The following is a 20,912-nucleotide window of genomic DNA, read 5'->3' on the forward strand; positions in this document are numbered from 1 at the left end:
TCAGAGGCCAGTTCATCGGCGAACGTCCGGTGCTGGTTGCTCAAGGGTGGAACGTTGATTATTCGGTGTCGCCGCTCATCTCGGGCTGCAAGTACTGCTCTTCGGGGCGTGGAAAGCTGACCACGAGTGACGGGGATATTGGGCACGCTGTTGGGTGTCTGAGGGCACGGCCGTGAGGCTGCCTTCAGTGCCGACCCCGGTAAAACATCGTGTGAGCGGTGTGTGACGGGTGGTTGGTCGTTGTTTGAGAACTGCACAGTGGACGCGAGCATCTGTGGCCAAGTTTTTAAGGGCGCACGGTGGATGCCTTGGCACCAGGAACCGATGAAGGACGTGGGAGGCCACGATAGTCCCCGGGGAGTCGTCAACCAGGCTTTGATCCGGGGGTTTCCGAATGGGGAAACCCGGCAGTCGTCATGGGCTGTCACCCTTGCCTGAACACATAGGGCAAGTGGAGGGAACGCGGGGAAGTGAAACATCTCAGTACCCGCAGGAAGAGAAAACAACCGTGATTCCGGGAGTAGTGGCGAGCGAAACCGGATGAGGCCAAACCGTATACGTGTGAGACCCGGCAGGGGTTGCGTATGCGGGGTTGTGGGATCTCTCTTTCACAGTCTGCCGGCTGTGAGGCGAGTCAGAAACCGTTGATGTAGGCGAAGGACATGCGAAAGGTCCGGCGTAGAGGGTAAGACCCCCGTAGTCGAAACATCAACGGCTCGTTTGAGAGACACCCAAGTAGCACGGGGCCCGAGAAATCCCGTGTGAATCTGGCGGGACCACCCGCTAAGCCTAAATATTCCCTGGTGACCGATAGCGGATAGTACCGTGAGGGAATGGTGAAAAGTACCGCGGGAGCGGAGTGAAATAGTACCTGAAACCGTGTGCCTACAAGCCGTGGGAGCGTCGCTGTATGTGCTTGCACATGCAGTCGTGACTGCGTGCCTTTTGAAGAATGAGCCTGCGAGTTTGCGGTGTGTTGCGAGGTTAACCCGTGTGGGGAAGCCGTAGCGAAAGCGAGTCCGAATAGGGCGATTTAGTAGCGCGCTCAAGACCCGAAGCGGAGTGATCTAGCCATGGGCAGGTTGAAGCGGAGGTAAGACTTCGTGGAGGACCGAACCCACCAGGGTTGAAAACCTGGGGGATGACCTGTGGTTAGGGGTGAAAGGCCAATCAAACTCCGTGATAGCTGGTTCTCCCCGAAATGCATTTAGGTGCAGCGTCGTGTGTTTCTTGCCGGAGGTAGAGCACTGGATAGGCGATGGGCCCTACCGGGTTACTGACCTTAGCCAAACTCCGAATGCCGGTAAGTGAGAGCACGGCAGTGAGACTGTGGGGGATAAGCTCCATGGTCGAGAGGGAAACAGCCCAGAGCATCGACTAAGGCCCCTAAGCGTACGCTAAGTGGGAAAGGATGTGGAGTCGCACAGACAACCAGGAGGTTGGCTTAGAAGCAGCCACCCTTGAAAGAGTGCGTAATAGCTCACTGGTCTAGTGATTCCGCGCCGACAATGTAGCGGGGCTCAAGCGTACCGCCGAAGTCGTGTCATTCATACAATAGGGCCAACGCCTGTATGGATGGGTAGGGGAGCGTCGTGTGCCGGGTGAAGCCGCAGCGGAAGCTAGTGGTGGACGGTTCACGAGTGAGAATGCAGGCATGAGTAGCGATACACACGTGAGAAACGTGTGCGCCGATTGACTAAGGGTTCCTGGGTCAAGCTGATCTGCCCAGGGTAAGTCGGGACCTAAGGCGAGGCCGACAGGCGTAGTCGATGGATAACCGGTTGATATTCCGGTACCCGCTGTGAAGCGTCAAACATCGAGCCCATTAATGCTAAGGCCGTGAAGCCGTTCCGGACCCTTCGGGGAATGGAAAGTGGTGGAGCCGCCGGCCCAAGATGGTAGTAGGTGAGTGATGGGGTGACGCAGGAAGGTAGTCCATCCCGGGCGGTGGTTGTCCCGGGGTAAGGGTGTAGGACGTGGTCTAGGCAAATCCGGATCACACATAGTCTGAGACCTGATGCCGAGCCGATTGTGGTGAAGTGGATGATCCTATGCTGTCGAGAAAAGCCTCTAGCGAGTTTCATGGCGGCCCGTACCCTAAACCGACTCAGGTGGTCAGGTAGAGAATACCGAGGCGTTCGGGTGAACTATGGTTAAGGAACTCGGCAAAATGCCCCCGTAACTTCGGGAGAAGGGGGGCCATCACCGGTGAGAGGATTTACTCCTTGAGCTGGGGGTGGCCGCAGAGACCAGCGAGAAGCGACTGTTTACTAAAAACACAGGTCCGTGCGAAGCCGTAAGGCGATGTATACGGACTGACGCCTGCCCGGTGCTGGAACGTTAAGGGGACCGGTTAGTCACTCTTCGGGGTGGCGAAGCTGAGAACTTAAGCGCCAGTAAACGGCGGTGGTAACTATAACCATCCTAAGGTAGCGAAATTCCTTGTCGGGTAAGTTCCGACCTGCACGAATGGCGTAACGACTTCTCGACTGTCTCAACCATAGGCCCGGTGAAATTGCACTACGAGTAAAGATGCTCGTTTCGCGCAGCAGGACGGAAAGACCCCGGGACCTTTACTACAGTTTGATATTGGTGTTCGGTTCGGCTTGTGTAGGATAGCTGGGAGACTTTGAAGCTCACACGCCAGTGTGGGTGGAGTCGTCGTTGAAATACCAGTCTGGTCGTGCTGGATGTCTAACCTGGGTCCGTGATCCGGATCAGGGACAGTGTCTGATGGGTAGTTTAACTGGGGCGGTTGCCTCCTAAAGAGTAACGGAGGCGCCCAAAGGTTCCCTCAGCCTGGTTGGCAATCAGGTGTTGAGTGTAAGTGCACAAGGGAGCTTGACTGTGAGACCGACGGGTCGAGCAGGGACGAAAGTCGGGACTAGTGATCCGGCGGTGGCTTGTGGAAGCGCCGTCGCTCAACGGATAAAAGGTACCCCGGGGATAACAGGCTGATCTTCCCCAAGAGTCCATATCGACGGGATGGTTTGGCACCTCGATGTCGGCTCGTCGCATCCTGGGGCTGGAGTCGGTCCCAAGGGTTGGGCTGTTCGCCCATTAAAGCGGTACGCGAGCTGGGTTTAGAACGTCGTGAGACAGTTCGGTCCCTATCCGCTGCGCGCGCAGGAACATTGAGAAGGGCTGTCCCTAGTACGAGAGGACCGGGACGGACGAACCTCTGGTGTGCCAGTTGTTCTGCCAAGGGCATGGCTGGTTGGCTACGTTCGGGAGGGATAACCGCTGAAAGCATCTAAGCGGGAAGCCTGCTTCGAGATGAGTGTTCCCACCCCCTTGAGGGGTTAAGGCTCCCAGTAGACGACTGGGTTGATAGGCCGGATCTGGAAGCCCAGTAATGGGTGGAGGTGACCGGTACTAATAGGCCGAGGGCTTGTCCTCAGTTGCTCGCGTCCACTGTGTTGGTTCTGAAACCACGAACAACCCCATGTCCGGGGCCACCGGGTGTGGTGCGGTTGTCTGTTTCATAGTGTTTCGGTGGTCATAGCGTGAGGGAAACGCCCGGTTACATTCCGAACCCGGAAGCTAAGCCTCACAGCGCCGATGGTACTGCAGGGGGGACCCTGTGGGAGAGTAGGACGCCGCCGAACAAATATTGCGAAAACCCCCGTACCGTTTATTCGGTACGGGGGTTTTCTGCGTTTAAGGCGTTCTGAATTCTGTGAAGGGCTCTGCTTTTCGAGCGGGGCCCGCTGTATTACAGACGGCCCGCGCTCTTGAGAGCCAGATATGCGTCCGCGAGTGCCGGCGCGAGATCGTCCGGTGTCGCGTCGACGATGGTGACGCCGGCCCGGCGGAGTTTTTCCGCGGTGCGGTCGCGTTCGGTCTGGGCGCGTGCGGCGGCTGCCGCCTCGTAGACCGCCTCTGTGTTTCCGCGGGCCGTGGCCATGCGGGCGATGTGAGGGTCTGCCACGGATGCGACCAGAACCGTATGGCGCTGGGTGAGTTGGGCGAGTACGGGGAGCAGGCCCTCTTCGACCGGGGCCGTGTCGAGGCTGGTCAATAGGACGATCAGGGAGCGGCGGGGTGCCGTGCGGATCGCGGTGGCTGCCAGGGCTCGGGCGTCTGTTTCGACGAGTTCCGGTTCGAGGGTCGCCATCGCGTTGACGAGTGACGGGAGTACGTCTCGTGCCGTGCGGCCCTGGACGAGGGCGCGGACCCGGCGGTCGTAGGCGAGGAGGTCCACGCGGTCGCCGGCGCGGGATGCGAGGGCTGCGAGGAGCAGGGCGGCGTCCATGGAGGCGTCGAGGCGGGGGGCGTCGCCGACGCGGCCCGCTGAGGTTCGGCCGGTGTCGAGGACGAGGAGGATGTGGCGGTCGCGTTCGGGGCGCCAGGTGCGTACCGCGACTGTTGTCTGGCGGGCGGTGGCGCGCCAGTCGATGGAGCGGGTGTCGTCACCGGGGACGTACTCGCGCAGGCTGTCGAATTCCGTGCCTTCGCCGCGGGTCAGGACGCTGGTGCGGCCGTCGAGTTCGCGCAGGCGGGCGAGTTTCGAGGGGAGGTGCTTGCGGCTGGTGAACGGGGGCAGGACGCGGACCGCCCAAGGGACGGCGTGGGTGCCTTGGCGGGTGAGGAGGCCGAGGGGGCCGTAGGAACGGATTGTCACTCGGTCTGCGTGGCGGTCGCCGCGGCGGGTGGGGCGTAGGCGGGTGGTGAGGCGGCGGCGCTCGCCGGGTGGGATTGTCAGGCGGTGGCGGGATCCGGCGAATTCGGTGCCGGGGCGCCAGCTGCTGGGGGGCCAGGCATCGCGGATGCGGGCGCGGAGCGGGCGGCGGGATGGGTTGGTGATCGTCAGGGTGACGTCGGCGGATTCGCCCAGCCGGACGGAGGTGTCGCCGGAGCGGGTCAGGCTCAGGCGGCGTACCGGGGCGGCCAGCGCGAAGTCGCAGGCGCAGGCCACCGCCAGGGGGGCGTTGACGGCCAGGATGCCCGTCCAGCTGGGTTCCCAGATGCCTACGGGGAGGGAGCCCAGGGCGGCGAGGAGGGCGGCGCGCCCGGTGAGGGCCATCAGCGGGGGACCGGGACGTGGGCGAGGATCGCGTTGATGACGGAGTCCGCCGTCACGCCCTCCATCTCGGCCTCGGGGCGCAGTTGTACGCGGTGGCGGAGGGTGGGGAGTGCCAGGGCCTTCACGTCGTCCGGGATCACGTAGTCGCGGCCCGTGAGCCACGCCCACGCGCGCGAGGTGGCCAGGAGGGCGGTGGCGCCGCGTGGGGACACGCCGAGGGTGAGGGACGGCGATTCGCGGGTGGCGCGGCAGATGTCGACTACGTACGCGGTGATTTCGGGGGAGATCGTCGTCTTGGCGACGGCCGCGCGGGCTGCTTCGAGGTCGGCCGGGCCGGCCACGGGGCGCAGGCCGGCGGCGTGCAGGTCGCGCGGGTTGAAGCCCTCGGCGTGGCGGGTGAGGACGTCGATCTCGTCCTGGCGGGAGGGAAGAGGGATCGTCAGTTTGAGGAGGAAGCGGTCGAGTTGGGCCTCGGGGAGGGGGTACGTGCCCTCGTACTCCACGGGGTTCTGCGTCGCGGCGACCAGGAACGGGTCGGGGAGCGGGCGCGGGGTTCCGTCGACCGTGACCTGGCGTTCCTCCATGGCTTCCAGGAGGGACGACTGGGTCTTGGGAGGGGTGCGGTTGATCTCGTCCGCGAGGAGCAGGTTGGTGAAGACCGGGCCGGGCTGGAAGCGGAACTCGGCGGAGCGCGTGTCGTAGACGAGGGAGCCGGTGACGTCGCTCGGCATCAGGTCCGGGGTGAACTGGATGCGCTTGGTGTCGAGTTCGAGCGCGGATGCGAGGGCGCGGACGAGCAACGTTTTGGCGACCCCAGGGACTCCTTCTAGGAGAACGTGTCCACGGCAGAGGAGGGCGACGACGAGGCCGGTCACGGCGGGGTCCTGGCCGACCACGGCTTTGGCGATCTCGGCTCGCAGGGATTCGAGGGAGGCCCGGGCGGTGTCCGGATTTCCCGCGGTCCCGGCGTTGTCAGTGGTCGGGTCCATCATGAACGGCGTACCTCTCTTTCGAGGGCGTCGAGTTGGTCGGCAAGTGCGATGAGGGCCGTGTCGTCGCTGGGCGGCGGGCCGAAGAGGAGGGCGTGCAGGGTCTGTCCGTCGCCGTGGAGATGGGCGGAGAGCGCGGGGAGCAGGGCTTCGGGCGCGTGCGCCTGGGAGACGGGGACGCCTACGAGGGGGGCGAGGCGGGTGCGGGTGGTGGAGCGCAGGGCGTTGGCCGCGCGGTCGCGGGCGTTGGCCTTGCGGTAGAGGCGGGCGCGGCCTTCGACGGTCTCGGAGGCGCGGATCACCACGGGGAGTTTCTCGGGCACCAGGGGGCCCAGTCTGCGTGCCCGCCACAGGGCGGCAACTCCTGCTGCGATGAACAGTTGCAGGGTGCCCCAGAGCCAGCCCGAGGGGAGCAGGTCGAAGAAGCTCTGGCTGCCGGAGGCGGTGGCCGAGGCGTCGGACAGCGAGGGGAGGTACCAGACCAGATGGGGGCGGGAGCCGAGGAGTTGGAGGGCGAGCGAGGCGTTGCCCTGCTTGTCGAGACGCTTGTTGAAGAGGATGTCGGGCGAGCCGATGACGACGGTGTCGCCGCCCTCGGACGCGGCCGGGAGGCGGAGCAGGGTCGATCGGCCCTCACTGGGGTAGCACTGGTCGGCGTTGTCGGCCGTGGTCGTGTACCGGTAGTCGCCGGTCTCCGCGTCGCCCGCGCGCCGGGCGGCGGGCAGGGAGCAGTCGGGGGAGAGTGTCGAGGCGAAGGCGGGTGCGGAGTCCGCGGTGACCTCGGGGGCGAGTCGGGGCAGGGACGCGGGACCGGGGGCGACGAGGACCGTACGGCTGCCGGAGTTGGCGAACGCCGAGTGCAGGCCGGACTGTTGACGCTTCGTCAGCAGATCGGGGACGGCGACCAGGAGGGTGGTGTCCGGGTCGGCCGCGGCGCGGGCCTGGGCCAGGGTGGTGACCACGCGCGTGGACACGCCCCGGTCGCCGAGGAGTTCGGCGACGGCGCGGCTGCCGTAGGGGTCGGCGGAGCGCGGGTCGAGGTCGCCGTGCCGTTCGTCGGAGCGGATCGCGGCGATCGCCACGCCTGCCGCCAGGAGGATCACGAGCGCGAGGAGGATGCCCCGCGCGCGGGTCCACACCTGGCGGGCGGTCGGCGAGGCCGAGGTGGCGGGAAGCGTGGCCTCCGCGGTCATTCGGCGGCCCCCTGGCTGCTCTGGTGGGCCGTGCTGTGGGCGCTGCTCGTGAGGACGGGCCTGGTGCGCTCCAGCTCGCGGTCGAGTTCGGCGATGCGCCGGTACGACTGCTCGCTCGCGCCGCGTCCGCCGTACGTCACGTCGTCGAAGTGCGCGGCGGCGGCGCGGAGTTCGGCCCTGTGCGAGGGCAGCGCGCGACCGGCTTCCGCGACGGCTTCGTCTGCTGTGCGGCCGGGGCGTACGTCGAGCAGGGCCCGTTCCTCCAGGGCGCGGACGATGGCACGCATGCGTTCCTGCACGGCGGGGTTCCAGTGTCCCTGGGCGGCGTGCGCCTCGGCGGCGGCGCGGTGTTCGGCGGCGCTGCGGGGACCGTCCTCGAACAGGGCGGCGGCGGAGCCGGGTTGGCGGCGCGGGGTGCCGAGGCGCCACCACAGGGCGGCGCCGACGACGAGGACGGCCAGGATGACGACGACCAGGCCGAGTGTGCCGCCGGGTGCTGCCGCCGATGCCGTGCCGAACAGTTTGTCGATCCAGTCCCAGATGGCGTCCAGGGCCCGCTGCACCAGGCTGGGGTCGTTCTCGTGGTACATCTGCTTGGACAGTTCACGCCGGGCCGCCTCCCGCGCGGGGTCGCGCGGGATCGTCACCGGCGGCTCGTCGCCCGAGAGGGCCGATGACCGTACGACGGTGCCGTGGGCGCGCAGCAGTGCCCCCGCGGCCGATGAGACGGCACGCGGCAGCGCCGCGGGTACCGCTGTGAGAACTCCCCCCGCCAGGCTCACCGCATCAACTCCCCGGAGTGGGGCCGGTGGCGGCGGTGCCCTGGTCCTGGACGCCGGCGGCGCGGGCCAGGTCGAGGTCGAGGGCCTCGCGCCGGATGCGCTGGTCGATGTACAGGAGCACGGTGACGCCCGCCGTGATCGGGAACGCGATCATGCGGCCGATCACCGAGCCGAGGCCGCTGATGATGAGGAACGTCCAGCCGAGGTCGCCGGTGCCGTCGACGAGGCCGCTGATGCCGTCGCCGCTGAACAGGCCGGCGATGAAGGCGAACGGGATGACGAGGATGGACGAGAGGATGCTCGCGATGATCTGGGCGAGCAGCTGGATGCCGAAGATCCGCCACCAGGAGCCGCGCACCAGCTTGGCGGAGCGGGTCATCGACTTCACGATGCCCTGCTTCTCCAGCATGAGCGCCGGCGAGGCCAGGGAGAAGCGGATCGCCAGCCACAGGGTGACCACGCAGCCGGCGAGGCCACCGAGGACGGCGAGCGCGATGCCCCCGTCCTGCGACCCGGTGACGGCCACGATGATGCCGGGCACGGTGGGGACGCCGATCAGGACGACGGCCATGAGGATCAGCAGGCAGATCAGGCCGAACAGTTTGAGCACCTGGGGGCGGGCGTCGCGCCAGGCCTCTCCGGCGGTGACCGGCTTGCCGAGCACGGCGCGGCTGGTGACCGAGGTGAGCAGGGCGGTGGCGACGACGGTGCCGATGAGGACGACCAGGTAGACGACGCCGGTGCTGAGGAAGGCCTCGCTCATGGCGCGGGTCACTTCGGAGGCGCTGGCGTTCGGGTCGTCGAGGGCCTGGGTGCTGGCGAGGTCGTTGAAGGCGAAGCCCTGGACGAGGACGACGACGGTCTGCATGACGACGGCGACGGTGAGGGAGATGCCCAGGACCGTGCGCCAGTAGGTCCGCATGGTGGAGACGGCGCCGTCGAGGATCTCGCCCACACCGAGCGGGCGGAGCGGGATGACACCGGGCTTGGCCGCGGGCGGGGGGCCGCCCCAGCCGGTTCCCCAGCCGCCGGGAGCGCCGTTGCCGCCGTAACCTCCGTAGCCGCCGCCGTATCCCGCAGGGCCTCCAGGGCCCGCCGGGCCGCCGGGGTGGCCGCCCCAGCCCGGGCCGGGCGGTGGGGGCGGGGGCGCCTGGCCCGGGCCGGGGGCGCCGGTGGGCGCGGACCACTGGGCGGGTGGCGGCTGCTCCTTGGACCACTGCGGGCCGGGGCCCGACGGGTCTGTGCCCGGCTGGTCCGCGGGCTGTGCGGGGCCGGGGCCGTCGGTCGGCTCGGCGGGACCGGACGCGCCGGGCTCGGGCCCGTCGGGCGGGGCGGATCCGGGCGAGGCCCAGCCCGGAGTGTCGTTCATCGTCGCTCCTTCACGGTGCCCGTCCGCGGGCGCGGCGGCAGGTTGGCAGCCATCGTGCCATGGGGTGGTCGGGCGGTGACCGGCCGCGGTATGGGCTGCACACCTTCAATTGTCCGCCGGATCCGGGGCAGACTGACCGCATGGCTGATCAGTACGCGCAATCCGGCGAGGACGGCCGGCCGACCGAAATACCCGCGATCCGTTGGGACGAACCTCCCGAGGGCCCTGTGCTGGTCCTTCTCGACCAGACGAGACTGCCGGCCGAGGAGGTCGAGCTGGTGTGCACGGACGCGTCCGCGCTGGTGGAGGCGATCCGCTCGCTGGCGGTGCGCGGTGCGCCGCTGCTCGGCATCGCGGGGGCGTACGGCGTCGCGCTCGCCGCCGCGCGGGGCTTCGACGTGGACGAGGCCGCGATCGCCCTGGCGGGTGCCCGGCCCACCGCGGTGAACCTTTCCCTCGGCGTGCGCAGGGCCCGGACAGCGCACCGGGCCGCGCTCGCCGAGGGAGGCGGTGTCGAGCGGGCGGCGGCGGCAGCGTTGGCAGCGGCGCGGCGATTGCACCGGGAGGACGCCGAGGCCAGCGCGCGGATGGCCGCGCACGGGCTGGCCCTGCTGGACGAGCTGCTGCCCGGCGGTGGGCACCGGATTCTGACCCACTGCAACACCGGGGCGCTGGTGTCGGGCGGCGAGGGCACGGCCTTCGCGGTGGCGCTCGCGGCGCACCGGGACGGGCGGCTGAGGCGGCTGTGGGTGGACGAAACGCGTCCGTTGCTGCAAGGTGCTCGCCTGACGGCGTATGAGGCGGCACGCAACGGAATGGCGTACACCTTGCTCACGGACAACGCGGCGGGCTCTTTGTTCGCGGCCGGGGAGGTGGACGCGGTACTGATCGGGGCGGACCGGATCGCCGCCGACGGTTCGGTGGCGAACAAGGTGGGGAGCTATCCGCTCGCCGTGCTCGCCCGGTACCACCATGTGCCGTTCATCGTGGTGGCGCCGGTGACGACGGTGGATCCGGACACGCCGGACGGGGCGTCCATCGAGGTGGAACAGCGCCCCGGCTTCGAAGTGACGGAGATCACGTCACCCCAAGTGACGGTGTCGGGAGCGGGAGGCGGGATTCCGGTGGCACCCCTGGGGACGCAGGCGTACAACCCGGCGTTCGACGTGACGCCTCCCGAGCTGGTGACGGCGATCGTCACCGAAGAAGGCGCTGTTTCGCCCGTGACGGCGGAGGCGCTGGCAGAGCTGTGTGACAGGTCACGACAGGTAACGATTTAGTTAATGGGATGATGTCGTTTATGAAGGGACGAGTCCTTGTCGTCGATGACGACACCGCACTGGCCGAGATGCTCGGCATTGTGTTGCGTGGTGAAGGTTTTGAGCCGTCTTTCGTAGCCGACGGCGACAAGGCGCTGGCCGCTTTCCGTGAGAGCAAGCCCGACCTGGTGCTCCTGGACCTGATGCTGCCCGGACGGGACGGTATCGAGGTGTGCCGCCTGATCAGGGCGGAGTCCGGGGTACCGATCGTGATGCTCACCGCGAAGAGCGACACCGTCGATGTCGTGGTGGGCCTGGAGTCGGGCGCTGACGACTACATCGTGAAGCCGTTCAAGCCGAAGGAGCTGGTCGCCCGGATCCGGGCGCGGCTGCGGAGGTCGGAGGAACCGGCGCCCGAGCAGCTCGCCATAGGCGATCTGGTCATCGACGTGGCCGGTCACTCCGTGAAGCGGGACGGGCAGTCGATCGCGCTGACGCCGCTGGAGTTCGACCTGCTGGTCGCGCTGGCCCGTAAGCCGTGGCAGGTGTTCACGCGTGAGGTGCTCCTGGAGCAGGTCTGGGGCTACCGGCACGCGGCGGACACCCGGCTGGTGAACGTGCATGTCCAGCGGCTGCGTTCCAAGGTCGAGAAGGACCCGGAGCGGCCGGAGATCGTGGTGACCGTCCGCGGGGTCGGTTACAAGGCGGGACCGAGCTGACATGTCCAGGGACAGTGCCGCTTCGGCGCCCGGGGGGTCCGGGGCCCGCGCGGGGCGGCCTGTCGGCCGGACGGCGGCGGGCTCCCGGTGGGCACGCCTGTGGGAGGGCGCGCTGCTGCAGGGCGGGGTCCAGGGCAGCCCGGTCCTCCGCCTGTTCATGCGCTGGGTGCGCCGGCCGCTGCTGCCGGTCATGCGGCTGTGGCGGCGCAACATCCAGCTCAAGGTCGTCGTCACGACCCTGCTGATGTCACTGGGCGTCGTCCTGCTGCTGGGCTTCGTCGTCATCGGGCAGGTGCGCAACGGCCTGCTGGACGCCAAGGTGAAGGCCTCGCAGAGCCAGGCCACGGGCGGTTTCGCCGTGGCCAAGCAGCGGGCCGACGAGGCGGGCAGTGGCGCCGCCGCCGACGGTTCCGCGACCGACGACGGTTCCTCCCAGAACGTCATCTCGTGGATGAGCGACCTCGTGTCGTCGCTGTCCAGTGGCGGCCAGGGGGCCTTCGACGTGGTGACACTGCCCGCGGGCATGGACAGCGGCAGCGGACGCAGCCCGCGCGGCTCCGGGTACGTCGACCCGTCCGCCAGCGTGCCCGAGGACCTCCGTGCGCGGGTCAACGACCGTACGACGGCGGCCCAGAGCTACACCCGCATCATCTACAGCAACGGCAAGGAGTCCCAGCCGGCGCTGGTCGTGGGCAAGCAGGTCAACGACCCGAACGGCGACCCCTACCAGCTGTACTACCTCTTCCCGCTCACCCAGGAGGAGAAGTCGCTCAGCCTGGTCAAGGGAACCCTTGCCACGGCTGGGCTCTTCGTCGTCGTCCTCCTGGGGGCCATCGCCTGGCTCGTCGTACGGCAGGTCGTCACGCCGGTGCGGATGGCCGCCGGGATCGCCGAGCGACTGTCCGCCGGGCGTCTACAGGAGCGCATGAAGGTCACCGGTGAGGATGACATCGCGCGCCTCGGCGAGGCCTTCAACAAGATGGCGCAGAACCTTCAGCTGAAGATCCAGCAGCTGGAGGACCTGTCGCGGATGCAGCGGCGGTTCGTGTCCGACGTGTCGCACGAGCTGCGGACGCCGCTGACGACCGTACGGATGGCGGCCGATGTCATCCATGACGCGCGCGTGGACTTCGATCCGATGACCGCGCGGTCGGCCGAACTGCTCGCCGACCAGCTGGACCGGTTCGAGACGCTGCTCGCGGACCTGCTGGAGATCAGCCGCTTCGACGCGGGCGCGGCAGCCCTGGAGGCCGAGCCGATAGACCTCAGAGTGGTCGTACGGCGGGTCCTCAGCGGCGCCGAGCCGCTCGCCGAGCGCAAGGGCACACAGATACGCGTCGTCGGCGACCAGCAGCCCGTGGTGGCCGAGGCGGATCCCCGGCGGGTGGAGCGGGTGCTGCGCAATCTCGTCGTCAACGCCGTGGAGCACGGCGACGGCAAGGACGTCATAGTCAAGCTCGCCACCGCGGGCGGGGCTGTCGCCATCGCGGTGCGCGACTACGGGGTGGGGCTCAAGCCCGGTGAGGCGACCCGGGTGTTCAGCCGCTTCTGGCGCGCCGACCCGGCACGCGCGCGTACCACCGGCGGTACCGGTCTGGGGCTGTCCATCGCCCTGGAGGACGCGCGGCTGCACGGCGGCTGGCTGCAGGCGTGGGGTGAGCCCGGCGGCGGTTCGCAGTTCCGGCTGACGCTGCCACGGACCGCGGACGAACCGCTACGGGGCTCACCGATACCCCTGGAGCCGAAGGACTCACGCCGTAACCGCGGGCTCAGCGACGCAGGGCTGCCGAGCGGGGGCGGCGACAAGCGCGCGACGGTCCCGGTGCAGCCGATGGGCGACCAGGTGCCGCCGATACCCTCGCGGGCCCCGATCGCCCCCAGGATGGCCGCCACGACCGCCACGGCGGACCCGACGGCGCTGCCCGGCAACGGCGCGCGTGTGGTGCCCCGGCCGACCGGCGGAACCCGGCGGCAGGAGGACCGGTCGCCCGCGGAGTCGGCCCGGAGCGAGACCACGGGCATGGACCCGGCCGGCGTACCTGAGGACTCGAACAAGCAGGGGGAGGCATCTCGTGGGCGCTGACCGCGCGGTGGGCGCCCGGCGGAAGCCGGCACGCGCGGCGGCGTACGTCGCGATGGGCGTCGTAGTGCTGGCGGGATGTGCCTCGATGCCCGACAGCGGGGATCTCCGGGGGGTCGAGTCGACGCCCCGACAGGACACCCAGGTGCGCGTTTTCGCGATGCCGCCCCGGGAGGACGCGTCGCAGGGGGAGATCGTGCAGGGCTTCCTGGAGGCGCTCACCAGCGACGATCCGAACTACAAGACGGCGCGTATGTACCTGTCCGCCAAGGCCGCGCGGAACTGGCAGCCGGAGCTGTCCACCACGGTGCTCGCCGACGGACCGAGCACGGAGGCCGTCCGTCCCCCGGTCGGCCGGGAGGACACCGGCACTTTCACGTACACCCTGACCGGCGACCGGGTCGCCACGGTGGATTCGCAGCAGGCGTACGCGCCGGCGGACGGGCAGTACAGCAGGGCCGTACATCTGACGAAGGACGCGAAGAGCGGCCAGTGGCGCATCGACGACCTGCCGCAGGGCGTCGTCATGGGCGAGTCGGACTTCCAGCGCAACTACATGTCGGTCAACAAGTACTACTTCGCGTCGAACACGACGGCCGGGACGAGCTCCCAGCCGATCGCGGTCGCCGACCCCGTCTTCGTACGGCGGCGGGTGGACCCGATGACGCAGATGGTGCGGTCGCTCCTGAGCGGGCCCACCAGTTGGCTCGGGCCCGTGGTCAGGTCGAGCTTCCCGACCGGGACGGCGCTGCGGAAGGGCGTCACCTCGCTGACGCCCGACGATCAGAACAAGGTGACGGTCCCGTTGAACCAGAAGGCCTCGCGGGTGGGGCTGGCCCGGTGCGACGAGATGGCCACGCAGATCCTCTTCACGCTCCGGACCATGACGCCCACGGTGGACAAGGTCGAGCTGCAGGCCGCCGACGGCGCGCAGTTGTGCGACTACAACGAGAGCGACGCGGACACCCTCGCGGCACACGGTGTCGTGAACCATCCCGTGTACCTGTACTTCCTCGACGACAAGCACCGTGTGGTGCGGATGTCCAGCCGCGGCGCGCACGCCGATCCGGTGCCGGGCGCGCTGGGCGAGGGCGAGACGCAGCTGCGGTCGGTGGCGGTGTCACGCGACGAGGAGACCGGGGCCGGGGTCGGCCTCGACGGGAAGTCGCTCTACGTCGGGTCGATGGTGTCCGGTGCCTCGCTCGGGGACCCCGTGCTGACCAGCCAGGGCAAGACGGAGGCCGACCGCCTGACGGCTCCCAGCTGGGACGCGCAGGGCGACCTCTGGGTGGCCGACCGGGACCCGAAGAAGCCTCGGCTGCTCCTGCTGCAGAAGGGCGCGGGACAGCCGATAGCGGTGGAGATGCCGGGACTGGACGGCCGTATCGAGTCGGTGCGGGTGGCCGCCGACGGGGTGCGGATCGCGCTCGTCGTGGAGAAGGACGGCAAGCGGTCCCTGCTCGTCGGGCGGATCCAGCGGAGCGGGGCGGCGGGGGAGACCCCGGTGATCTCGGTCCTCGAACTGCGTTCCGTGACCCCGGACCTGGAGGAGATCACGGCCATGTCGTGGGCCGGGGACAGCCGGCTCGTGGTGGTGGGGCGCGAGCACGAGGGCGTGGTGCAGATGCGGTACGTCCAGGTCGACGGCTCCACGCCGGAGGGCCCGGCGCCCGCGGCCCTGACCGGGGTGAAGGAGATCGCCGCGTCCGAGGACGACAAGCTGCCGCTGGTGGCCTACTCGGAGGACGGGATCGTACGGCTGTCCAGCGGGGCGCAGTGGCAGAAGGTCGTCAAGGCGGGGTCGGCGCCGGTGTATCCGGGGTGACGCGTTGACGCACCGATGCGTCGAGGCTTTGAGATGGCCGAGGCACTGAGGTGGCGGACTGAAAGCGGCCGTCTCCGGTCGGGCTGAGGCTCGGGGAGGCGGCCGTTCGCGTGTTCCGCGGTGGCTGTTCCGGGTGGCCTCGCACTCGTGTGGGTGACGGCTGTTGACGGTTGCGCGGAGTTGTCCACAGGCCCTTGTCCACAGGGGTGGCCGGTCGGGCGGGGCGTTGGCACAGTGGTGGGCATGCGGGGGTGGTGGCGGGACCTCACGGATCTGGTGCTGCCGGCCGAGTGCGGGGGCTGCGGCAGGCCTCGCACGGTCCTCTGCCCGGAGTGCCGTGCGGCTCTGAGCGGGGCCGTACCGGGCCGGGTACGACCGATGCCCGAGCCGGTGGGGCTGCCGGCGACGTATGCGGCGGCTCCTTATGCGGATGAGGTGCGGGCGGCGATCCTCGCTCATAAGGAACGGGGGGCGCTGGGGCTTGCGGGGGCGTTGGGGGCGGCGTTGGCGGGGGCTGTGCGGGTGGGGCTTCGGGAGAGCCGGGGGCGAGGCTACGGGGCTGTGGCCGGGCGGGATGCGGGCTTGCTGGGGATGGACGGGGGTGTGGAGGGGCTGGGCGGAGGCTTGGCGCAGACATTTGGGGAGCTGGGGGAGGAGGAGCTGCGGGAGGAGGCCGACCGGGGCGGTTGGGCGCGGGGCGCGGCAGAACGGTCGGGGCGGGGTGCGGGAGATCCCGGCTCTGGTGGTGGGCAGGTCGCGCGGTTGAGGGTGGCCGGGCCTGGTACGGGGGAGGTGGGGGAGGCAGCGGCAGAGGCTGTGGGGTATGGCGCAGGGCTTGGCGCAGGGCTTGGTACGGCGCCGAGTGGGCGGGATCAGGCAGATTCGGTGCAGGGTGGGCAGGGCCAGGTACCGCAGCCGCAGGCACGACAGGCTCACGCTGGGGGAGCCGCGCAGGCTCCGGCAGGACAAGCCGCGCAGCCCTGGACGAAAAGAGCTGCGCAAGCTCGTGCAGGACATGACCAGGCTGAGGTCGGGCAAGTCCCGGTGGGGCTTCGCCAGGATGAAGGCGGGCAACTTCAGGTGGGGCTTCGCCAGGATCAGGGCGGGCAACTTCAGGCGGGGCTTCGCCAGCCGCAAGTCGGGTGGCACACGGATGCCGGTCGTGTTGAGCCCCAGAGCCACGGTCACGCGCCCGTGCTGCTCGTCCCCGTGCCCTCTGCGCGGAGCACCGTGCGGGCCAGGGGGCAGGATCCGGCCCGGCGGATCGCGCTCGCCGCGGCGGGGGAGTTGCGGCGGACCGGGACGCCGGCTCGGGTGGTGGCGGTGTTGCGGCAGCGGAGGTGGGTCGCGGATCAGTCGGGGCTCAACTCGCGGGAGCGGATGGGGAATCTCGACGGTGCGCTGGAGGTGGTCGCGGGTGGTGCGCGGTTGCTCGTCGGCGGTCCGGTGGTGCTCGTGGACGACCTGATGACGACCGGGGCCTCCTTGAGGGAGGCGGCGCGTGCCGTGCGGGAGGCGATCGCGGGCGGCGGGGAAGTTGGCGCGACTGCCCCTGTGTACGCGCGTGTGTCCAGGGAAGGCAGAGAGGAACACAACGAGAGATCAATGGAGAACGGGAGGAACATGGCACTCAGTGCACCGGGAATCGTGAGTGCGAACGGCCCCGCTGACCTGATCTGCGCCGCGGTGATCGCGGCGTCGCCGGATTCCTTCGAAATAAACCGGAACTGACCGTGAACTTGCGTCGTTGCAGGTAATGACGAGACCAATTCACCTGAACGGAGGTACGCGGCAGTAGAGGGTGACGACATCCGTCCGGGCGAGATATGTTCGGTTGTGAGAGAAAGGCGCAGGCCGCACCTCTCCTATCCGAATGCCGTGCTGTGGGTTTTCTGCAATCACCCGCGGCCATGGGGTGGAGATCTTGCCCATGGGGGAGGAGGAGGTGGAAGTCACCGAGTCCGAGGGTCCGGGGTGACCGGAGCCTGGTGCGAAAGGGAGACGCTCCGCAGCGAAGCGGAGCGATCCGGGAACGGAGTTCTGCGTGGACATCGTCGTCAAGGGCCGCAAGACCGAGGTGCCCGAGCGGTTCCGCAAGCACGTGGCCGAGAAGCTGAAGCTGGAGAAGATCCAGAAGCTCGACGGCAAGGTGATCAGCCTCGACGTGGAGGTGTCCAAGGAGCCGAACCCCCGACAGGCCGACCGCTGTGACCGAGTGGAGATCACGCTCCGCTCCCGCGGTCCGGTGATCCGGGCGGAGGCATCGGCCAACGATCCGTACGCGGCACTCGACCTCGCGGCGGAGAAGCTGGATGCCCGGCTGCGCAAGCAGCACGACAAGCGCAACACCCGGCGCGGCGCCCGCAGGCTCACCGCCGCCGAGGTCCCCGACCATGTCCCGGGCGCAGCAACGCTCAACGGCAACGGCCACGCCGTCCCGGACGAGCAGTCGGACGGTGTGCCCACCAAGAAGATCGGCTCGCTGGAGGTCAAGGGCGAAGGCCCCCTGGTCGTCCGCGAGAAGACCCACGTTGCCTCTCCGATGTCCCTCGACCAGGCGCTCTACGAGATGGAACTGGTCGGACACGACTTCTACCTGTTCGTCGACTCCGAGACCAAGGAACCGAGCGTCGTCTACCGACGCCACGCCTACGACTACGGCGTCATTCACCTCAGCACGGACCCGATGGTCACGCAGGCGCAACCGCCCGCGGCCGGCGGCACGCTGGGCGGCTGACCCACCCGGCAGACAGCTGAGCCGGTGCCCCTGGAGCGCGTGTGCGCCCCCAGGGGCACCGGTGTGCGACCACTTCGCGCCCCGCTCCGTGACCGCACCGTCGTCCGGGCATGGAATCATGGCCGTACAGGCCCAACCGGTGGGCCGCTGCCTTGGGTTGGCGATGGCACAGGACCACAGGCCACAGCCTTCAGGGGGAGGAACGATGGCGGACAGCTTCGGACCGATGCATGTCGGAGATGCCGACGGCGGCGTCGTCGGTATGAGCCCTGATGCGGGCTCGACACGCAAGGAGCCGATCAGAGTCCTTGTCGTGGACGACCATGCCCTCTTCCGTCGTGGCCTGGAGATCGTGCTGGCGGCCGAGGAGGACATCCAGGTCGTCGGCGAGGCGGGCGACGGCGCCGAGGCCGTGGACAAGGCCGCTGATCTGCTGCCGGACATCGTCCTGATGGATGTGCGGATGCCGAAGCGGGGCGGGATCGAGGCGTGCACCTCCATCAAGGAGGTGGCACCCAGCGCGAAAATCATCATGCTCACGATCAGCGACGAAGAGGCCGATCTCTACGACGCGATCAAGGCGGGCGCGACGGGTTATCTCCTCAAGGAGATCTCGACCGACGAAGTGGCCACCGCCATTCGCGCCGTGGCCGACGGACAGTCGCAGATCAGCCCCTCCATGGCGTCGAAACTGCTCACCGAGTTCAAGTCGATGATCCAGCGCACCGACGAGCGCCGGCTGGTGCCCGTGCCCCGGCTCACCGACCGTGAGCTGGAGGTTCTCAAACTGGTCGCCACCGGAATGAACAACCGCGATATCGCCAAGCAGTTGTTCATCTCCGAGAACACCGTGAAGAACCATGTGCGCAACATCCTGGAGAAGCTGCAGCTGCACTCCAGGATGGAGGCGGTCGTCTACGCGATGCGGGAGAAGATCCTGGAGATCCGCTGACCCTCGGGCCAGGTGTCCCTCATGCCAGGAGGCGGGCCAGTTCTCCGGCGAGGGGGGCGCGCAGCTCGGGGGCGTCGACCCGCTCCACGCGTACGTCCGTGCAGTCCACCCAGCTCGCGGCCTCGACCAGGGCCTGGGCGACGGACGGGACGGCCTTCACGCCGTCCAGGGTGACCTGCTTGGCCACCAGTGTGCGGCCCTCGCGCGCGGGGTCGACGCGACCGACCAGCCGGCCTCCCGCGAGCACCGGCATCGTGAAGTAGCCGTAGATCCGCTTGGGCTTGGGGACGTAGGCCTCCAGGCGGTGGGTGAAGCCGAAGATGCGTTCCGTGCGGGCCCGTTCCCAGATCAGGGAGTCGAACGGGGACAGGAGTGTGGTGCGGTGGCGGCCGCGCGGGGGTGTCTCCAGGGCAGCCGGGTCGGCCCAGGCGGGCTTGCCCCAGCCCTCGACCGTGACCGGGACCAGGCCCGAGTCGGCGATCACCGCGTCGACCTGCTCACCCTTGAGGCGGTGGTAGTCGGCGATGTCCGCGCGCGTGCCGACGCCCAGTGAGGCGCCCGCCAGGTTGACCAGGCGGCGGAGGCACTCCGTGTCATCCAAGTTGTCGTGCAGCAGCGCCTTCGGGATCGCGCGCTCGGCGAGGTCGTACACCCGCTTCCAGCCGCGGCGCTCCACGCACACCACCTCGCCGTACATCAGCGCGCGCTCCACGGCGACCTTGGCGCCGGACCAGTCCCACCACTCGCTGGTGCGCTTGGCGCCGCCCAACTCCGTTGAGGTGAGCGGTCCTTCGGTGCGGAGCTGCTTGATGACCTGGTCGTAGGTGCCGTCGGGGAGGTCGTGGTTCCAGTGCGGGCGGCTCCGGTAGGCGCGGCGGCGGAACGCGAAGTGGGGCCACTCCTCCACCGGGAGGATGCACGCGGCGTGCGACCAGTACTCGAAGGCATGCGTCTCGGTCCAGTACGCGTCCTCGACCGTCTTGCGGGGGACCGCGCCGAGGCGGGCGTACGGGATGAGTTCGTGGGAGCGGGCGAGGACCGAGATGGTGTCGAGCTGGACCGCGCCGAGATGGCGGAGCACGCCGCGCACGCCCGCGCGGCGGTCGGGGGCGCCGAGGAAACCCTGGGCACGCAGGGCGATGCGGCGGGCATCGGCTGCCGACAGGTCGGTCGTGGGGCGCGGGGCACTCGTCATGTCTCCGCACGATAGAGGGTGGCACTGACAACGCGGGCCGACCTGCGGATTCGCCGCTGCTTCAGCGCCGGGCGGGCAGGTACGGCGCCGTCGACGGCAGGCCCAGGTCGGACGGGAGCAGGGAGCCGCCCCAGCAGTCCCGGCGTACGCCCCCGTGGTTGATCGCGGAGCGCAGCGTGCCCTCCATGGTGAAGCCGGTGCGTTCCGCGACCGCGCGCGAGGCCTTGTTGCCGACCTCCGCGCGCCATTCCAGGCGGTCGATCGACATGGCGGTGAAGGCCCAGCGGGCAACGGTGAGTACGGCCTCGGTCATGTAGCCGTTGCCGCGGTTTTCCTTCGTGCCCCAGTAACCGACCTCGCCGACGCCGAGCGAGCGCATCGTGATCCCGAGCATCCCCACCAGCTCCCCTTCGGGGAGAAAGAGACCGAAGGTGAACATCGAACCGTTCGCCCAGCCCTCCGGGACCAGTTGTTCGGTGAAACTCTGCGCGTGCTCCAGGAGGTAGGGCGAGGGGATCGTCGTCCAGCGCTGGATGTCGGGGTCCTGGGCGGCGGAATACACGACGTCGGTGTCCTGCGGGCCGACGCTGCGCAGGAGGAGACGGTCGGTCGAGAGCGTTACGGGTTCCATCGGCCGATTCTGCTCGGGGGCGCACAAGGACGCCATACTTTTGCGCAGCGTGAGCGGGTGATCACATTTCGCGCAATTCCTCGGAGGGGCGCGGCACCATCGGCGACCCCCGGCCGTTGTCCCTTTGAAGCAGATGTGAAGGAGTGGGCGGTCGG

The 20,912-nt window shown here is 68.7% G+C and carries 14 protein-coding genes, 2 rRNA genes and 2 pseudogenes; 10 read left to right on the top strand and 8 right to left on the bottom strand.

The window, feature by feature from the left end; translation table 11 throughout:
* Positions 1–276 precede the first annotated feature (276 nt).
* Together OG226_RS30160 and rrf are read left to right on the top strand one after the other, a co-directional pair.
* A 23S ribosomal RNA gene (locus OG226_RS30160) occupies positions 277–3,399 on the top strand.
* A gap of 92 nt (positions 3,400–3,491) precedes the next feature.
* A 5S ribosomal RNA gene (gene rrf, locus OG226_RS30165) occupies positions 3,492–3,608 on the top strand.
* Positions 3,609–3,715: 107 nt separating this feature from the next.
* Here the strand turns inward: rrf and OG226_RS30170 are convergent.
* The 5 genes from OG226_RS30170 to OG226_RS30190 are packed head-to-tail and all read right to left on the bottom strand — an operon-like array spanning position 3,716 to position 9,359.
* A complete protein-coding gene (locus OG226_RS30170) occupies positions 3,716–5,026 on the bottom strand; it encodes a DUF58 domain-containing protein (RefSeq protein ID WP_329350604.1) in 1,311 nt (436 codons plus the stop codon).
* The gene (locus OG226_RS30175) at positions 5,026–6,015 is read right to left on the bottom strand and encodes an AAA family ATPase (RefSeq protein ID WP_328682899.1); all 990 of its coding nucleotides are present in this window, start codon (positions 6,013–6,015) and stop codon (positions 5,026–5,028) included. The genes OG226_RS30170 and OG226_RS30175 overlap by 1 nt, the downstream gene beginning before the upstream one ends.
* Positions 6,015–7,208: a DUF4350 domain-containing protein gene (locus tag OG226_RS30180; RefSeq protein WP_329350605.1), complete on the bottom strand. Its 1,194-nt coding sequence runs from the start codon at positions 7,206–7,208 to the stop codon at positions 6,015–6,017. Before OG226_RS30180 ends, OG226_RS30175 begins: the two co-directional genes overlap by 1 nt.
* Positions 7,205–7,990, bottom strand: a complete 786-nt coding sequence (locus OG226_RS30185) for a DUF4129 domain-containing protein (RefSeq protein WP_329350607.1) — start codon at positions 7,988–7,990, stop codon at positions 7,205–7,207. The genes OG226_RS30180 and OG226_RS30185 overlap by 4 nt, the downstream gene beginning before the upstream one ends.
* Positions 7,991–7,994: 4 nt before the next feature.
* Entirely contained in the window at positions 7,995–9,359 is a 1,365-nt protein-coding gene (locus OG226_RS30190; protein WP_329350608.1) for a hypothetical protein, read from the bottom strand.
* Between the two features lie 140 nt (positions 9,360–9,499).
* Here OG226_RS30190 and mtnA point away from each other — a divergent pair, with 140 nt between their 5' ends.
* From mtnA to OG226_RS30210, 4 genes are read left to right on the top strand one after another with little or no spacing between them, the layout of a single operon-like run.
* Positions 9,500–10,639: an S-methyl-5-thioribose-1-phosphate isomerase gene (gene mtnA, locus OG226_RS30195; protein WP_328682903.1), complete on the top strand. Its 1,140-nt coding sequence runs from the start codon at positions 9,500–9,502 to the stop codon at positions 10,637–10,639.
* A gap of 8 nt (positions 10,640–10,647) precedes the next feature.
* Positions 10,648–11,337: a two-component system response regulator MtrA gene (mtrA, locus tag OG226_RS30200; protein ID WP_187284748.1), complete on the top strand. Its 690-nt coding sequence runs from the start codon at positions 10,648–10,650 to the stop codon at positions 11,335–11,337.
* Position 11,338: 1 nt separating this feature from the next.
* Positions 11,339–13,420: an MtrAB system histidine kinase MtrB gene (mtrB, locus tag OG226_RS30205; RefSeq protein WP_328682904.1), complete on the top strand. Its 2,082-nt coding sequence runs from the start codon at positions 11,339–11,341 to the stop codon at positions 13,418–13,420.
* Positions 13,410–15,242 carry an LpqB family beta-propeller domain-containing protein gene (locus OG226_RS30210; protein ID WP_328682905.1) on the top strand — a complete coding sequence of 611 codons (1,833 nt, stop codon included), beginning with the start codon at positions 13,410–13,412 and terminating at the stop codon, positions 15,240–15,242. Before mtrB ends, OG226_RS30210 begins: the two co-directional genes overlap by 11 nt.
* Positions 15,243–15,295: 53 nt before the next feature.
* Here the strand turns inward: OG226_RS30210 and OG226_RS51650 are convergent.
* Positions 15,296–15,394 (bottom strand): annotated as a pseudogene (locus OG226_RS51650) (AAC(3) family aminoglycoside 3-N-acetyltransferase); the annotation flags it as partial.
* A gap of 91 nt (positions 15,395–15,485) precedes the next feature.
* On the opposite strand from OG226_RS51650, the pseudogene OG226_RS30215 reads away from it, so the two are divergent.
* From OG226_RS30215 to OG226_RS30230, 4 genes and pseudogenes are all read left to right on the top strand, one after another.
* Positions 15,486–15,794: pseudogene (locus OG226_RS30215) on the top strand (ComF family protein); the annotation flags it as partial.
* Positions 15,795–16,286: 492 nt separating this feature from the next.
* Positions 16,287–16,973: a ComF family protein gene (locus tag OG226_RS30220; protein ID WP_328686469.1), complete on the top strand. Its 687-nt coding sequence runs from the start codon at positions 16,287–16,289 to the stop codon at positions 16,971–16,973.
* A gap of 313 nt (positions 16,974–17,286) precedes the next feature.
* On the top strand, positions 17,287–17,979 hold the full coding sequence (gene hpf / locus OG226_RS30225) for a ribosome hibernation-promoting factor, HPF/YfiA family (protein ID WP_019056767.1): 693 nt from the start codon (positions 17,287–17,289) through the stop codon (positions 17,977–17,979).
* Positions 17,980–18,184: 205 nt separating this feature from the next.
* Positions 18,185–18,931: a response regulator transcription factor gene (locus OG226_RS30230; RefSeq protein WP_329350609.1), complete on the top strand. Its 747-nt coding sequence runs from the start codon at positions 18,185–18,187 to the stop codon at positions 18,929–18,931.
* A gap of 19 nt (positions 18,932–18,950) precedes the next feature.
* Here OG226_RS30230 and OG226_RS30235 read toward each other — a convergent pair whose 3' ends face one another.
* Together OG226_RS30235 and OG226_RS30240 are read right to left on the bottom strand one after the other, a co-directional pair.
* Entirely contained in the window at positions 18,951–20,126 is a 1,176-nt protein-coding gene (locus OG226_RS30235) for a winged helix-turn-helix domain-containing protein (protein WP_329350610.1), read from the bottom strand.
* A 61-nt stretch (positions 20,127–20,187) separates the two neighbouring features.
* Entirely contained in the window at positions 20,188–20,757 is a 570-nt protein-coding gene (locus OG226_RS30240) for a GNAT family N-acetyltransferase (RefSeq protein ID WP_329350612.1), read from the bottom strand.
* Between the last annotated feature and the right edge of the window lie 155 nt (positions 20,758–20,912).

Origin of the sequence: Streptomyces sp. NBC_01261, from assembly GCF_036226385.1 — a bacterium.
In the GTDB taxonomy this organism is placed as follows: domain Bacteria; phylum Actinomycetota; class Actinomycetes; order Streptomycetales; family Streptomycetaceae; genus Streptomyces.

What these genes read in the sequence shown, in the direction of transcription:
- mtrA (WP_187284748.1), top strand. Translation starts at nt 10,648, where the DNA reads ATGATGTCGTTTATGAAGGGACGAGTCCTTGTCGTCGATGACGACACC.
- OG226_RS30235 (WP_329350610.1), bottom strand. Translation starts at nt 20,126, where the DNA reads ATGACGAGTGCCCCGCGCCCCACGACCGACCTGTCGGCAGCCGATGCC.
- OG226_RS30180 (WP_329350605.1), bottom strand. Translation starts at nt 7,208, where the DNA reads ATGACCGCGGAGGCCACGCTTCCCGCCACCTCGGCCTCGCCGACCGCC.
- OG226_RS30170 (WP_329350604.1), bottom strand. Translation starts at nt 5,026, where the DNA reads ATGGCCCTCACCGGGCGCGCCGCCCTCCTCGCCGCCCTGGGCTCCCTC.
- OG226_RS30175 (WP_328682899.1), bottom strand. Translation starts at nt 6,015, where the DNA reads ATGGACCCGACCACTGACAACGCCGGGACCGCGGGAAATCCGGACACC.
- OG226_RS30230 (WP_329350609.1), top strand. Translation starts at nt 18,185, where the DNA reads ATGGCGGACAGCTTCGGACCGATGCATGTCGGAGATGCCGACGGCGGC.
- mtrB (WP_328682904.1), top strand. Translation starts at nt 11,339, where the DNA reads ATGTCCAGGGACAGTGCCGCTTCGGCGCCCGGGGGGTCCGGGGCCCGC.
- OG226_RS30190 (WP_329350608.1), bottom strand. Translation starts at nt 9,359, where the DNA reads ATGAACGACACTCCGGGCTGGGCCTCGCCCGGATCCGCCCCGCCCGAC.
- OG226_RS30240 (WP_329350612.1), bottom strand. Translation starts at nt 20,757, where the DNA reads ATGGAACCCGTAACGCTCTCGACCGACCGTCTCCTCCTGCGCAGCGTC.
- mtnA (WP_328682903.1), top strand. Translation starts at nt 9,500, where the DNA reads ATGGCTGATCAGTACGCGCAATCCGGCGAGGACGGCCGGCCGACCGAA.